The organism is Bartonella sp. AP40SXNS (assembly GCF_042195825.1).
Lineage (GTDB): Bacteria > Pseudomonadota > Alphaproteobacteria > Rhizobiales > Rhizobiaceae > Bartonella.
On record NZ_JBHIPB010000001.1, the window covers coordinates 226,285 to 242,340 of the forward strand.

General features: G+C 37.8%; 6 protein-coding genes and 1 pseudogene. 2 read left to right on the top strand and 5 right to left on the bottom strand.

Annotation, left to right across the window (positions count from 1 at the left end; translation table 11 throughout):
• The first annotated feature begins 221 nt into the window (after window positions 1-221).
• A pseudogene (locus ACFILZ_RS00885) lies at window positions 222-8,791 on the top strand (GH36-type glycosyl hydrolase domain-containing protein).
• A 131-nt stretch (window positions 8,792-8,922) separates the two neighbouring features.
• A complete protein-coding gene (pncB, locus tag ACFILZ_RS00890; protein WP_375610017.1) occupies window positions 8,923-10,227 on the top strand; it encodes a nicotinate phosphoribosyltransferase in 1,305 nt (434 codons plus the stop codon).
• Window positions 10,228-11,710: 1,483 nt separating this feature from the next.
• On the opposite strand, the gene ACFILZ_RS00895 is transcribed toward pncB, so the two are convergent.
• The 5 genes from ACFILZ_RS00895 to ACFILZ_RS00915 all read right to left on the bottom strand — a co-directional run bounded on the left by ACFILZ_RS00895 (window position 11,711) and on the right by ACFILZ_RS00915 (window position 16,002).
• Entirely contained in the window at window positions 11,711-12,097 is a 387-nt protein-coding gene (locus ACFILZ_RS00895) for a YbaN family protein (protein ID WP_375606163.1), read from the bottom strand.
• 404 nt (window positions 12,098-12,501) lie between these two features.
• Window positions 12,502-13,407 (bottom strand): metal ABC transporter permease, encoded by a 906-nt coding sequence (locus tag ACFILZ_RS00900; protein WP_375610018.1) that lies wholly within the window; start codon window positions 13,405-13,407, stop codon window positions 12,502-12,504.
• Window positions 13,404-14,270 carry a metal ABC transporter permease gene (locus tag ACFILZ_RS00905; protein WP_375606165.1) on the bottom strand — a complete coding sequence of 289 codons (867 nt, stop codon included), beginning with the start codon at window positions 14,268-14,270 and terminating at the stop codon, window positions 13,404-13,406. The genes ACFILZ_RS00900 and ACFILZ_RS00905 overlap by 4 nt, the downstream gene beginning before the upstream one ends.
• The gene (locus tag ACFILZ_RS00910) at window positions 14,267-15,097 is read right to left on the bottom strand and encodes a manganese/iron ABC transporter ATP-binding protein (protein WP_375607867.1); all 831 of its coding nucleotides are present in this window, start codon (window positions 15,095-15,097) and stop codon (window positions 14,267-14,269) included. Before ACFILZ_RS00910 ends, ACFILZ_RS00905 begins: the two co-directional genes overlap by 4 nt.
• Window positions 15,094-16,002 carry a metal ABC transporter substrate-binding protein gene (locus ACFILZ_RS00915; RefSeq protein WP_375610019.1) on the bottom strand — a complete coding sequence of 303 codons (909 nt, stop codon included), beginning with the start codon at window positions 16,000-16,002 and terminating at the stop codon, window positions 15,094-15,096. Before ACFILZ_RS00915 ends, ACFILZ_RS00910 begins: the two co-directional genes overlap by 4 nt.
• Window positions 16,003-16,056: the final 54 nt, after the last annotated feature.

Below are 16,056 nucleotides of genomic sequence, written 5' to 3' on the forward strand. Positions count from 1 at the left end.
CAATCATTAAAGTTGATGTTGTTATTAAGGTCACTCATTTTAAGAGTGACCTTTTTATTTTCTAAAGAAATTGTCTACTTATTTTTTAATTATTGCGTCAAAAATTGCAAATGCTTGCAAATAAAAACAAAAAGTTTGTTTTTTGTCTATCAACGGTTCACTATTCAGATAAAATGCTTACAATTTAAATAAAAAACGATGTAATTAAATAACAATGGGACATGGCGTGCATAATATCCTTCATAAAATACTTTTTTCTCAAACAGAGAGAAAAGATCATTTTACTAATACGGATTTTCCTCTTCGTGCAATTTATAAAGTACAGGAAGATCTTTATAATTTAGGGCATGATATAGCTTCTGGTAAAGAAGTTTTACTCCCTGAATATGAGGGAGTAGAAGATTTTCGCAAGAGATTGAATGAAAGTGCTAAACTTATTCTTCATGCCTTTCATACCAGTGATTTTGCTGCCCAAAATGATGAGACCATCGCACCGTCTGCTCAATGGCTCATTGATAATTATTACGCCATTGATAAAACCATACAACAGCTACGCCGTAACCTCCCCAAGTCCTTTATAAAGCAACTTCCTCTTTCTAGACAAAAAGCAGGAATGCCACGAATTTTTATTTTAACTTGGCTTTATATCGCGCATACTGATAGTAGTTTTTCACAAGAAACACTGACTGCTATGATTAATGGATTTCAAGAAGTTTGTGCGCTCACGATTGGTGAATTGTGGGCTCTTCCTTCTGTGATGCAGATGCTGCTCATTGAAAATGTCCGTCGTCTTTCAGTCCGTATTGAAAAAGCGCGGCGTATGCGTCATCTTGCTAGTCAAGTGGCTGATAAAATTTCTCTTGTAGAAAATAAACCAAAACTCCATTCTATTTTTACGCAGTATCAACCACTTACTATTGATCCAACCTTTTCAGCGCATTTATTTTATCGTTTGCGCAGTGCATCTATTGATTCAACCGTAGCATTAACTTGGCTTGAAAAACAATTGGAAAGCCAAGGCAGTAGCTTAGAGATTGCAACAGCCGATGAACACACCCGACAAGCAGCAGATGGTGTGACCATGGGTAATATTATCAGTGCTCTTAAAGCTATAGATGATGTTGATTGGACAGCATGGTTTGAAACAGTGAGTTGTGTTGATTCTATTTTGCGTAAAAATAGTGATTTTTCTGAAATTGATGCTCACTCACGCAATATTTATCGACAAGTCATTGAAAAAGTTTCACGCTTTTCACCTCTTAGTGAACTGGAAGTTGCACATAAAGTTGTAGAAATGGCAAATTCCACTTCTAAAGATATGCCTCATCATTCTTGTGTGGGGTGGTACCTTGTTGATGATGGTTGTGGTATATTTGAAAAGGCTTGTGGATATATTCCGCCCTTTCTCATAAAATGGACACGCGCTTCCTGTTGCTCAAAATTGAGAGTCATGGCCGTTCCTGTCTCTTTTCTAACGCTTGCTCTTTTGCTTGTAATTTACGTTTTTTTACAAGTGTCTGGCATGACACAATGGATGTCTTTTTGCTTTACTGTATTGGCGCTTTTTCCTGCTATCGATGCTGCTTTTGCTTTATTTAACACTGTTGTTTCTTGGTTTGTCCCATCAAAACAACTCATTGGTTATGAATATAAAGAAGGTATTCCAAAACATGCGCGGACAATGGTTGTTGTACCTACTTTGATGACATCACGCGATGATATTGATGAACAAGTGCGCAATCTTGAAGTGCACTATCTTTCCAATCCTAAAGGTGCCATTCATTTTGCACTCATTACAGATTGGGTGGATGCTCCATTAAGAGAAACGCAAGATGATCTTGATTTATTACACTATGCGCAAAAGAGTATTGATAAACTCAATAGTCGTTATCATCGTGATGAACTTCCGCTTTTTTTCCTTTTACATCGCCGACGCCTTTATAATACAAGCGAAAAATGTTGGATGGGATGGGAACGAAAGCGAGGAAAACTTCATGAACTCAATCGACTCTTAAGAGGCGATAAAAACACGAGCTTTTATCCTCCCAATCCACGTCTTCCTATGGATTGCCGTTTTGTTATGACTCTGGATTGTGATACACGTCTTACTCCAGAGAGCGTCACACAACTTGTTGGAAAGCTTAACCATCCACTCAATCATCCCATTTTTGATCCACAAAGTGGAAAGGTTGTAAAGGGCTATAGCATTTTACAACCACGCATTATTCCTTCTCTTACAACAGAAAAAAAAACATCAATTCTCCAACGCGTTTTTTCTACCAACCGTGGTATTGATCCTTATGTTTTTGCTGTTTTTGATACGTATCAAGATCTTTTAGGAGAAGGCACCTTTATCGGTAAAGGGCTTTATAATATTGATGCATTTGAACGAGCACTTTACGGCAAAATTAAAGAAAATACTGTTCTCAGTCATGATCTCTTAGAAGGAGGATATGCTCGTACTGCTTTTGTAAGTAGCGTAGAAATTATTGAAGATTATCCGACAGCTTATAATATTGATGTTATGCGGTATCATCGCTGGATCCGCGGTGATTGGCAACTTTTACCTTATCTTTTTTTTCCTCGTCAAATAAGCTTTGTAACGCGTTGGAAAATGCAGGATAATTTACGTCGTTCTCTCATGCCACTTATGTGGTTAATCGCAGCATTTTCAGGCTGGACTCTTTTGCCATTAAAGAGTGCAATCGTCTGGCAACTATTCTTGTTGTTTAGCTCCTTCATTTCACCCATTCTATGTGTATTAAAAACGTTTGTCTCATCCAATATAGATCATTCTTTGCGTGGACATTTTCAATTAATTTGGAACAAAATTGCTCTTACAAGCGCTGATATATTTCTTAAAACGACGTTTCTTGTGCATTCGGCGTATTTTATGACCGATGCGATTATTCGTACACTCTATCGTATGACGATTTCAAAACAGCATCTTCTTGAATGGAAAACTTCTGCCGCAACAAAATCAATACCCAATAGTTTGCGTTTCTATGTTTTTACAATGGCACCAGCATCGCTTATTGGTATTCTTACTATAGCACTCCCCCTTTTTTCTGATAGTTTTGCAAGCTTGGTTGCTTTACCTTTTGGGATAGCATGGTTTTTTTCACCCTTCATTGCTTGGATTGTGAGTCAACCTTCAACCTTTCAAGATAGCCTTTATCTTTCTTCAAAAGATGAAAAAAAACTCCGTTCTATTGCACGGCGGACATGGCTTTATTATGCAACTTTTGTCAATGCACAAAACAACTATTTGCCTCCTGATAATTTTCAAGAAGATCCTGAACCTCTTATAGCTCAACGTACATCTCCTACGAATATCGGGGTTTATCTCCTTTCTATTATTGCAGCACGTGATTTTGGTTGGATTGGTGTTGAAGAGACCATCACCCGTATTGAATGTACATTACGCTCTCTTGCAAAAATGGAAAAGTTTCGTGGTCATCTCTATAATTGGTATGAAACGGATACACTCAGACCTCTTTTACCTACTTATGTATCAACCGTTGATTCAGGAAATCTTGCCGGTCATTTGGTAACACTCTCTTCTGCTTTAAGTGAATGGGCTGAAAAACCTCATATTTTTTTTCAAAGTGACCGAGAAGGCTTATCGGATGTTCTTGCTATTCTTGAAGAAACTGTCAGAGAAATTCCAGATCATAAACCCAGTTTACGATCTTTACGCCAAAAAATCGAAGAAAACATTACTCGTTTTCATGATTCTGTCTTCACTTTTATAGAACAAGAAAATACGATCTCTTCTCACATTATGAACCTTTCACAGGCAGCTCACGATATTGTGCACTTAGTCGGTGAATTTGATCAAAAAATTCAAACGATAGAATCTGCTCGTGCGCTCTCTTGGGCTAAATGCCTTCTCGACACCTGCAACGCTCATCATCATGATGCTACTGATAATTGTGATACTGAAAAATTATGTAAAAAACTAAACCAGTTGGCTATAGCAGCACGGCAAATAGCCTTTGAGATGGAATTTGACTTTTTAGAACAGCCTAAACGGCACCTTTTATCCATTGGATATCGTGTGCAAGAAAACAAACTCGATGAAAATTGTTATGATCTGCTTGCTTCAGAAGCACGTCTTGCAAGCTTTTTTGCTATCGCAAAGGGAGATATAAAACTTAAACATTGGTTTCATCTTGGTCGACTCCTTGTACCGATAGGTTGGAAAGGTGCGCTCCTATCATGGTCTGGTTCCATGTTTGAATACCTTATGCCCTCTCTTGTGATGCATGAACCGTTAGGATCTCTACTAGATCAAACAAATCGATTAATTATTCGATGTCAAATACAATATGCCCATAAACGAGAATTGCCATGGGGTATTTCAGAGGCCGCATTTAATGCTCGCGATCATTTAATGAACTATCAATATGCTCATTTTGGTGTTCCAAGTCTCGGCCTCCAACGTGGACTCTCACGCAATGCTGTCATTGCTCCCTATGCCAGTCTTCTAGCGGCACAATATGCACCTTCTTGCGCTGTCGCTAATTTAAAACGACTCCGTGATCTTGGAGCTTTAGGAACATATGGTTATTATGATTCTGTCGATTTTACCCCTTCACGCGTGAAGATAGGGGAAAAATATGCTGTTGTACGCAATTATTATGCGCACCATCATGGCATGTCTATCCTTGCTCTTAACAATGTTATTTTTCAAGGGCGAATGCGTGATCGTTTTCACCGTAATCCCGTTATTGAAGCAACTCAATTGCTCTTACAAGAAAGAGCACCCCATTTTATTCCTATTATTCATACCAAAGCTGTTAATAGTATGCGCAATAAGTCTCAAGCATTTGACGCTGCCCCTTTGCGTATTATTAAAAATCCGTTGCTCAAACCACGAGCAACTTTGCTTTTGTCTAATGGCTCTTATTCTACCATGTTAACAGCTAATGGTTCTGGTTACAGCCGTTGGCACGATTATGCGATTACGCGCTTTATTCCTGATGCAACAGAAGATCAACAAGGTACTTTATTCTTCTTACGTGATACGCATAGTGGACGCTGGTGGTCTGTTACTGGTGAACCAACACGCGTTATTGAAGAAGAAGCTATCAGCATTTTTACAGATGAAAAGGCTGAATATACAAAAATAGTTGATGGTATTAAATCAACACTTGAATGTCTTATTACATCTGAAGGATGTGGTGAAGGGAGACGTCTTCAACTGATGAATACGACAAATAAAGATCGACTCATTGAAGTTACCTCTTATGGTGAACTGGCACTCGCAACAATGGACGTAGATAGTGCTCATCCTGTTTTTTCTCGTATGTTTATAGAGACAGAAATTGCTGAGGAAGGCAAAACAATTTTTGCCAAAAGGCGTAAACGCTCACCTAGCGACCCTGATATTTATATTGCTCATTTTGTTTCTAGTACAACAGATACTCTCCAAGAGACCGAAGCTGAAACAGATCGCTCTCTGTTTATTGGTCGGGGGCGATCTATTCATCGTCCCGCTGCATTTGACCAAAATACTCGTTTTAGTAACAGTCAAGGTTGTGTTCTAGATCCTATTATGTCATTGCGCTGCTGTGTACAAATTCCAGCCCATGGCAAAGCAGAACTTATTTTTTGGACTTTTGCTGCTCATACAAAAGAAGCGTTGCATAATCATATTAAACATTATCGACAACCTGATATGTTTCAAAAAGAACTTTCAATGGCATGGACGCGCTCACAAGTTACACTGTATCAGAGTGGAACCCAGCTTAAAGAAGCTATTGTTTATCAAAAATATGCAACACCGCTTATCTATCCAGACCGCACATGGCGTCTTCCTTCTGAAATATTAGAAAAAATGCTTGGAAAACAGTCTGATCTTTGGCCCATGTCCATTTCAGGAGACAATCCACTCTGTCTTCTTAGATTAAATAACGAGGGAAATATAACTGTACTGCGTGAGCTTCTTAAAGCACACGAATATTGGCGTATGCGCGGTCTTATTGTTGATTTGGTCATTCTCAATGAACAAGCATTTTCCTATATACAAAATACACAACGTGCTCTTGAATGGGTCTGTGAATCTTATCGTCGCCACACGCAAGAAGCAGATGGATGCCAACATATTTTCACGCTTCGGCGCGATCAAATAAGTGAAAAGAGTTTTAAAACGCTTCTTGCATCAGCGCGTATTGTTCTTGATGCCCAAAATGGCTCTTTATCTGAACAGCTTAAACGGCTTGATGAGAATGATTTTGATCTCGCAATCCGTAAAAATTATCAAGGATCTTATGAACAATTAGACTCTTCGAAATATAATGAAAGAAGGCAAGTTACACCACAAACGGAACAAAATCTTTTTGCTTCCATTGGTCTTGTTAGCCAACAAAAACCATCTTCTTTCCCTACGAATGGAGAAGATCTAAGATATTGGAATGGTTACGGTGGTTTTAATCAGCATAATCATTATGTAATACGTCTTCATGGGCATACCACCACCCCGCATCCGTGGATTAATGTTATTGCTAATCACAGGTTTGGTTTTCATGTTTCTGCTGAAGGTGCAATTTTTACTTGGGTTAATAATAGTCGCGATTATCAATTAACTCCTTGGGCGAATGATCCAACGTCTAACCGGCCAGGAGAAGCACTTTATTTGGTTGATCACCAGTCTTTAAAACGTTTTTCACCCGTTTCTACCGTAGAATGTGATGAAAATGTTGTCTATGATGCTTGTCATGGTTTTGGATTCTCAACTTTTAAATCGACACATTCAGAAATTGCATTAGAACTGACCCATACACTTGATCCTGAAAAACCTATTCGCTTTTCACGTCTTATTCTCACGAATAAAGGGGAAAAACCACGCAGTTTACGCCTTTATAATTATGTTGAATGGGTTTTGGGAAATGTTCGTACCAAATATGCCCCCTTTATTGTTTTTTCTTATGAGGCTAGATGGGGGGCGCATTTTATTCAAAATCCCTATCACATCGAAAAATCTCAACAAGTCACATTTTTATCAGCCTCCGAAATGCCAACCAGTACGACTACCAATCGCGCTGAATTTATCGGTGCAACGGGAACCGTAACACATCCAAATGCGATCCGTAAAGCTGGTGCTCTTTCGAATATCATTGCAGCAGGATGTGATCCTTGTTCAGCATTTGCCTATGATATTGATCTTTTACCAGGGCAAACAAAAGAAATCATCTTCTATCTTGGCAGTGCTGAAAATAGGCAAGAAGCTGAAAAACTACTTGATCAAGCACGTGCAAGCGATTTTGAAATTCTGCTCATAAAACAAAAACAACAATGGAGTGATTTTGTTTCTCCTTTCCAAGTCAAAACACCTGACTCTTCTTTTAATCTTATGGTCAACCACTGGCTTCCCTATCAAATTTATGCATGCCGCATCATGGCACGCGCAGGCTTTTACCAAGCGAGTGGTGCATTTGGCTTTCGTGATCAGCTACAAGATAGCTTGTCTTTGTTATTGCTGGAACCACAATTGGCCCATGACCAATTGTTAAATGCTGCAGCGCACCAATTTCTTGAAGGGGATGTGCAACATTGGTGGTTGCCTGATACAAATGCTGGTGTTCGTACACGGATTTCTGATGATATCGTTTGGCTTGCATATGCAACAGCTCTTTATGTCAATACCACTGGCGATGATGCCTTTCTTGATACGCTCATTCCTTTTATTGAAGGTGATGTTCTCAAAAGTGGGCAACAGGATGCTTATTTTCAACCCACCCAATCCTCAAAGGTTACAACAGTTTATGAACATTGTGTTTTAGCTTTAGACCTTGCCATTAAACGCTGCGGACCACATGGTCTCCCTCTTATTTTAGGTGGGGATTGGAATGATGGCATGAATTTGGTAGGTGCGGAAGGAAAAGGCGAAAGCATTTGGTTAGGATGGTTTCTTGGGTACACATTACAAGCATTTATCTCTTTAGCAAAAAAACGTGGTGACAATGACCATATGCAAATATGGAATACGTATCTTGAACATTTAACAAAATCCCTAGAGAAAAACGGTTGGGATGGTGCTTGGTATCGACGTGGTTATTTTGATGATGGAACACCTCTTGGCTCTAAAATCAATGATGAATGTCAAATTGATACCATTGCTCAATCTTGGGCTGTCATTTCTCAAATGGCATCGCTTGAACGTCAAAAACAAGCAATGACATCAATGCTAAAACATCTCTATGATAAAAAAGGTGGACTCATTCGCCTTTTTTGGCCGCCTTTTGATAAAAGTACACTCGAGCCTGGTTATATAAAAGGTTATCCTCCAGGAATTCGAGAAAATGGTGGTCAATATACGCATGGTGCCATTTGGAGTATTTTAGCATTGGCTGAAATGGGACAAAACGATGAAGCTTATGCTTTATTTTCTGCGATTAACCCTATTAATCATGGACAAGATCCTGAAACTTATCGTGTTGAACCTTATGTGATGGCGGCAGATATTTATGCTGTTGAACCACGATGTGGTCAAGGCGGTTGGACTTGGTATACAGGTTCAGCTGGTTGGTTTTATCGTGCCGCAACACAAGCGATTCTTGGAATACAACGTCAGGGAGACTTGTTATTTTTACAGCCACATTTACCTTCTATTTGGCCAAAATATGAAGCAAAAATGAAATTTTGTGATGCCATTTATACTATTAAAGTAAAATGGGGATCTGAAAATATGCTCTATGTTAATGGCAAAGAATATACTGAAGTTCATACAGGGATAAAGTTACAAAAAACAGGTCAGCATGAAATTTTACGTATTATTAAATCTTAAAAACGAAAAAAGAGAACAGGCTTTTTTATTCTTGCCCAAAATTGTAGAGTTGTTATAGTCCTTGCGTCGCCTATATTAACCGTGTTGGTGCATAATAATTTTAGATTCGATGAGACTGAAAGAAAAAGGTTATGAATCATCCGGATATTGCTAGACGTGTTTACAATCATACTTGGAAACTTGATCCCATTATTCGGTCACTTCTTGATACGGATTTTTATAAGCTTCTAATGGTGCAGATGATTTGGGGGTTATATCCTAATGTTAATGTTACTTTTTCCCTCATAAATCGCTCTAAAACAATACGTCTTGCCGATAATATTGATGAGAGTGAATTGCGTGCCCAACTTGATCATGCTCTTAGTTTGCGCTTTACAAAAAAAGAAATGATTTGGCTTTCTGGTAATACATTTTATGGACGCAAACAAATTTTTGAACCGGATTTTCTTCAGTGGCTTGAGAATTTTCAACTTCCAGAATATGAACTCACCCGCAAAGATGGCCAATATATCCTTCATTTTCATGGACCCTGGGCCCATAGTTCCATGTGGGAAATTCCTGCCCTTGCTATTATTAGTGAATTACGTTCACGTGCTGCTCTCAAAAAACTAGATCGTTTTGCTCTTGATGTACTTTATGCGCGTGCTAAAGCAAAAATGTGGAGTAAAGTTGAACGTCTCAAAAAATTGCCTGATATTAAAATATCTGACTTTGGGACAAGGCGCCGCCATTCTTTTTTATGGCAGCGCTGGTGTGTGGAAGCATTAAAAGAAGGCATTGGTAATTCTTTTACTGGAACGTCTAATGTCCTTCTCGCCATGGATACAGATTTAGAAGCTCTTGGAACCAATGCTCACGAATTGCCCATGGTTATTGCTGCTCTTAGCAACAACGATGATGAATTACGCAGAGCTCCGTATCAAGTTTTGCAAGATTGGAACCGTTATTATGGTGGAAATCTTCTCATTGTTTTACCAGATACCTTTGGTACAGAAGCATTTTTACGCGATGCTCCAGATTGGGTAGCAGATTGGACGGGGTTTAGACCTGATAGTGCACCCCCTATTGAAGGTGGCGAACGTATTATTCAATGGTGGAAAGAAAAAGGAAAAGATCCACGCGAAAAACTTTTAATTTTTTCTGATGCTCTTGATGTCAATACAATCGAAAAAACCTATCATCATTTTCATGGAAGAGTGCGCATGAGTTTTGGATGGGGAACTGATCTTACCAACGACTTTGCGGGTTGTGCACCTCAAGAAATTGCAACACTTGATGCTCTTTCCCTTGTTTGTAAGGTGACCTATGCCAATGGTCGACCAGCCGTAAAACTTTCAGATAATCCTAAAAAAACGATCGGTGATTCAAAAGAAGTACAACGTTATCTCAATTTTTTTGGTAATAAAAAGCGAATTGCTGGACCTATAAAGACATAGTTTCCGGTTCTTTAAAACAAGTATATTGACTCATCATATTGTTTATAAGATTGATTTTTGTCCTCCCCTAAGGATGAGGATTCTTAACCTTTGCTGGTCTGTAAACAGTTCGGCTGTTTTTGAGCAGATTCTACTTGGCCTACCACGCATACGCTTCACTTACATAAGGCGCGATAGATAAGACTTAAAAGTATTTACGACGCATTAAAAAAATACTTAACGTGCCAAGGAAGTTTAGCCAAGGAGATTTTCTCATTTTAACCCTGTTAAATCAAGCACACTCATCTCCTTGCATGTATGAAGGTTTTCAAGTTCTAAGGGTTATTGTTGTAGTTTGACAGTAGGTTTTATACTAAGTGGGAAGAGGTTGGATTAAGTAGGAATACGTGGTAATTTGTTGTTTTTATGTACAATTTTAGACATTAAATGCGCGTTTTATCAAAATAGATTTTGGCACCTAAAATTGCAAAAATGACCGAAAATCAGAAAAAAGTGCGTTTCCATAAGTAAAAATAAGAAAAGACTTTCAAAACCCTTTGAGAACACCTTTAAACTCTTTGAAAAAAATAAATTGGTACAAAATCTAGTGCCAAAATATACAAAACCAGATGACAAGCTATAATTGTAGCATTAGGAATTACTAAGGCAACATTGGAGGATGACAAATAGCATGGTGACTATTGGTGTGCATTTTGAAAGGCAAGGATGATGGTGCTCAAATAGATTTTATACACTTTACAGGAGATTTTACTTTATCCATGTATGGTCTGCTATTATGAAATGAGTAAAGCGTTGAGAGATGTTTCATTAAAATAAATGTGTAAATAACATGATTTGGGAGACCTTTTGTTTTACGTGATGGGCATGACTTCATTAAAAAACAGAGAATGCAATAATATTTTTATTTCGAATAAGCTTTATACAAAGACAGAGAAATTATTTATTCGCATATTATAATAAGAATGCGTGTATGTATAAAACAATTTGAAAAGCTCTGTTGTTTCTTATGAATTATTCTTCAGTTAATAACAGATGTAACATTAAAGATTGATATAATGGACCGGCTTCTTAACTGTATAAGTATAAAATGATGGTGTTTAGTAAGCTTTGTATTATATCCTCATTAAGAGATATGAAAAAAAACGAAATGTCTTTTAGAAAGAAATGACTATCATATCAATGACTTTTCAATGATGTATATGTAGAGATTCATACAAACATGCTTTACAAAAATAATGACTCTCTTCCATGAATGTGATTTATCATTGTTTACCAAGTAAGAACATTTTGAGTATTCATAAACAACTTTCTTTGTTCATAAAAATTATTTCACAGACATATTATTAATTAATTGCGTTCAAAAAGCTTGCTATTTCATATGCATTTTGGGAATGGAGAGCTTATATTCAAAACTTAAAAGTTCTCATAGTTTTTACAAATAAGTCGAAGCTAAAAAGAGTATCCCATAAAGTCTTTTTTATCATTAATAAGATGGACGTGTTACAATATAAATGGCAATCAGCAATAATATAACCGCAACAAGTAAAGAAATCCATAAAGGAGGGTGTAGCATTACAAAAAAGGATAAAAATCCTCCTGTCATACTCATCATTGCAAAAACTTTAACGAATGGAGAGATTGCTTTTTTTTCTTCCCATCGCTTAATAGGGGGACCAAAAATACGATGATTATTCAACCATTGATGAAAACGTGGAGAAGAACGCGTAAAACACCATGAGGAAACCAATAAAAAAGGCACAGTTGGCATAATAGGTAATACGACACCGATAATACCTAATATAACCATCGCCCACCCTGCTATATAATAGCAGATACGTAAAGGGTGCGATATCTTCAAATCTTTTTTCATTTTCTCGTACTATTTTCCTCTACGCAAAACCCTATACAAAAACATTGTATCTGTTTTTTTCTGTTTACATGTCTGAGTGTACAATTACGCTCTATCCCTTCATGCGTAAGTGTCTTTGCTGTTATAAGTTCCTTGAAAATACCGAATAGCTTACACAATATTATAATCATTTTAAATGATTTCAAGAAATGAGAAAAAGTTTCAGAAAAAAATAAAAAGGCTGCAGAATAAATCAATGCAGCCTCTTAATTAAAATGCAGTCTTGGGGGGGGGGAGAATATACACTGCATTCAGTTGCTAGGCATTAGGAGGAAAAATAACCTAACAACCCAATCTCTAACTAAAATAGGCACGAGAAACAATACATAAAAATGCATGGCTGATATGCATGAATTTTAACACTTTCAAGTCTCTTGAACTGTGCTTCGACGAAAGAAAATCATCATGAAAGTAGCCATAAAAATCAACGTCAAGATCAACACAATTGTGGAAGCAGAGTCAGAGCCGATAAATAAGCTGAGATAAATCCCTAAAAAACCAGAAAAAGCTGCAACAAGTATTGCGATCATTAACATAAAAGAAAACCGCTTTGTGACAAGATAGGCAATTGCTCCTGGTGCTATCAGTAAAGAAATAACGAGCACGATACCTACAGCTTTCAAGGCCGCAACAATTGTAAGAGAAATCATTGTTAGAAGGGTATAGTGGAGTAGAGATATTGGTAAACCCATTGCACGTCCTTGAACTGTATCAAAAATATACAGCATAAAGTCGCGCCATTTTGCTGCTAAAATAAAAGTGACAATAGCAGAAATGATTGCTGTCTGCGTAATATCAAGCCAGTTAACACCCAAGAGATTACCAAATAGAATATGATTTAAATCTAAGCTACTATAAATAGATGTGGCTAAAACAAGCCCCAAACCAAACATTGAAGAAAAGACCACACCCATCACCGTGTCCTGTTTGATACGGCTATTGCTTCCTAAAAAACCCGTTAATAGTGCACACACCATTCCTGCAACAAAAGCACCGCAAGTAATCAAAGTCATTGTAATATTCTCGGGACGCATATGCTGAATCCAAGCAAATGGCAAAGAAGTTAAAAATGCAATTACCCATGGTGTTGTCATATAACCAACAACAACACCGGGAAAAACTGCATGGGAAATGGCATCGCCTAACAGTGCCCATCCTTTTAAGATAAGAAAGCAGGAAAGCATTGCCATTGGAACAGAAAGAATCATGACAATAAACATACCCTTAAGCATAAAAGAAAATTGAAACGGAAGCAGTAATTGATCAATCATGATAATATCACACCCTTTTTTGCCGCATTTATACGTAAGCGTGCAGCAATAAACCCGTGTTTAGGAGCAAAAATAAAAGCCAAAATAAATAAAAATGCTTGAAAAAGTACTACGACCCCGCCTGTTTGCGCATTCAAAAAATAACTTACATAAACACCCAAGACACTTGTGAATGTTCCAATTATAACTGCAATAATCAAGACATTTACGAAACGATCACTTAAAAGATAGGCTGTTGCCCCAGGTGTCACAACAAGACAAATGACTAAGAACGCTCCAACGGTTTGCATGGCAGCAACCGTACAAGCGGCCAGCAATGTGAAAAAGAGAATCTTTAAAAACTTTACGTTTAATCCAATGGCGTGCGCATGCGTTTCATCAAATAATGAAACAAGAAGATCTTTCCATTTCAAAAGCAATATAAGCAAAGAAAAAAATCCGATAAAAGCCAATTGTAGAATATCTGTTGAACTAACTGCTAAAATATTTCCCAAAACAATCGTATCAATATTAACAGCCATTGGTTTTAATGATTTGAGAAATAACCCAAAGGCAAAAAAGGAAGAAAAAATGAGCCCAATAATGGTATCTTCTTTAAGTTTTGTTCGATGGTTAAAAAAGAGCATTGCTGCTGCTGCAAGACCACCAGAAAAAAAAGCGCCGAGTGAAAAAGGTAACCCTAAAAGGTAAGCTCCTGCTACACCAGGAACAATCGAATGGGAAAGTGCATCACCAATCAATGACCAACCTTTTAACATCAAAAAAGCCGAAAGAAAGGCACAAACACACCCAACTAACCCAGAAACCCACATTGCATTCACCATATATTGATAGCTCAGTGGCTCAAGCAACCAAGAAATCATGCAACGTGCTCCACTCTTTCAATATCTTCACAAACTGCAGACTGCTTTCTTCCCATGAAAACATCATTTTTTTTTGTGCTTTGAAGATCAAAAATATGGTGGTGCAAAGACCCTCCAAAAGTTTTTTCCAGATTTTGCTTTGTAAAGATTTTTTCAGTTAATCCGGAAGCTAACACTGTTCCTTTTATTAAAACCGTATGATCACAAAATTCACGAACAGAGCCCAAATTGTGAGTTGAAACCAAGATCACAGCTCCTTCTTTACGAAGATCTTGTAACAAAGCAATGATTTTATCTTCTGTTGTAACGTCAACCCCTGTAAACGGCTCATCTAATAAAATAGCTTTTGCTTTTTGTGCAAGAGCGCGTGCTAGAAAAACACGCTTTTTCTGTCCACCAGAAAGTTCTCCAATTTGGCGCTTAGCAAAAGCCAGCATATCAACACGTTCTAAGGCAATACGAACGGCTTCATAATCTTGTGTACGGGCATAGCGAAAGAAATTCATATGACCGTACCGCCCCATCAATACAACATCTTCAACCAAGACAGGAAAATTCCAATCGACATCTTCACTTTGAGGAACATAAGCAATAAGATTTTTTTTCAAAGCTACATCAACGGGCAAATCAAACATGCGAATTTTTCCCTTTGAGGGGCGTACAAACCCCATGATCGCTTTAAATAACGTTGACTTACCGGATCCATTAACACCAACCAATGCCGTAATAGAACCCTTTGGACTTTCAAAATTCACTTCGCGTAAAGCTGTATGTCCATTACGATAAGTTACCGTTACCCCTTGGGCAAATATTCCACATTCCGTCATTGGCTTTTTACTCCCTCTGCTAGAGCCTTGCTAATACGCCCACTCGTGACACGTAATAAATCAATATAAGTGGGGACCTCACCATTTTTCTCACTAAGAGAATCAACATAGAGAACACCACCGTATTTAGCCCCTGTTTCTCTGGCAACCTGCTTAGCAGGCGCAGGGGAAATAGTGCTTTCAGAAAAAACTGCATGAATATTGTATTTGCGAACCATATCAATAACATGCTTGACTTGCTGTGGTGTTCCTTGTTGGTCAGCATTGATGGGCCATAAATAAAGTTCTTTTAGATCAAAATCACGCGCCAAATAGCTAAAAGCCCCCTCACTGGTCACAAGCCAACGCTTATCTTGCGGTACGGCTTCTAATTCAGCCCTAATTGGATCAATCGTTTCACGAATTTTCTGTTTATAAATTTCAGCATTCTGTTTATAAATTTCAGAATGTTCAGGGTCATATTTTACAAAAGCATCGCGAATATTATCAACGTAAATCAAAGCAGAGGTCGGTGACATCCACGCATGAGGATTGGGTTTACCGCTAAAGGGGCCCTCACCAATTTTAATGGGTACAATACCTTTTGAAACAACAACACTTGGAACATCCTTGATATTTTGAAAAAACTTTTCAAACCAAAGCTCTAACTCTAAACCATTCCACAATACAAGGTTAGCTCCCTGAGCACGCATAAGATCGCGTGGGGTGGGTTGATATTCATGAATTTCCGCACCTGGTTTTGTAATGGATTCAACATCAGCGGCATCACCTGCTACATTGCGTGCCATATCAGCAATGATAGTAAATGTCGTAACAGCTTTAAATTTACCAGCACACAAAGCAAAATTGGGTGTAAAAAAAATAACACTTCCAAAAACTATGGTGAAAAACGTTCTTACGTTCATTGATTCTCTCTTTTCTTTATATGCCTTCTTTTTATTGCAAATAATTTGCATTAT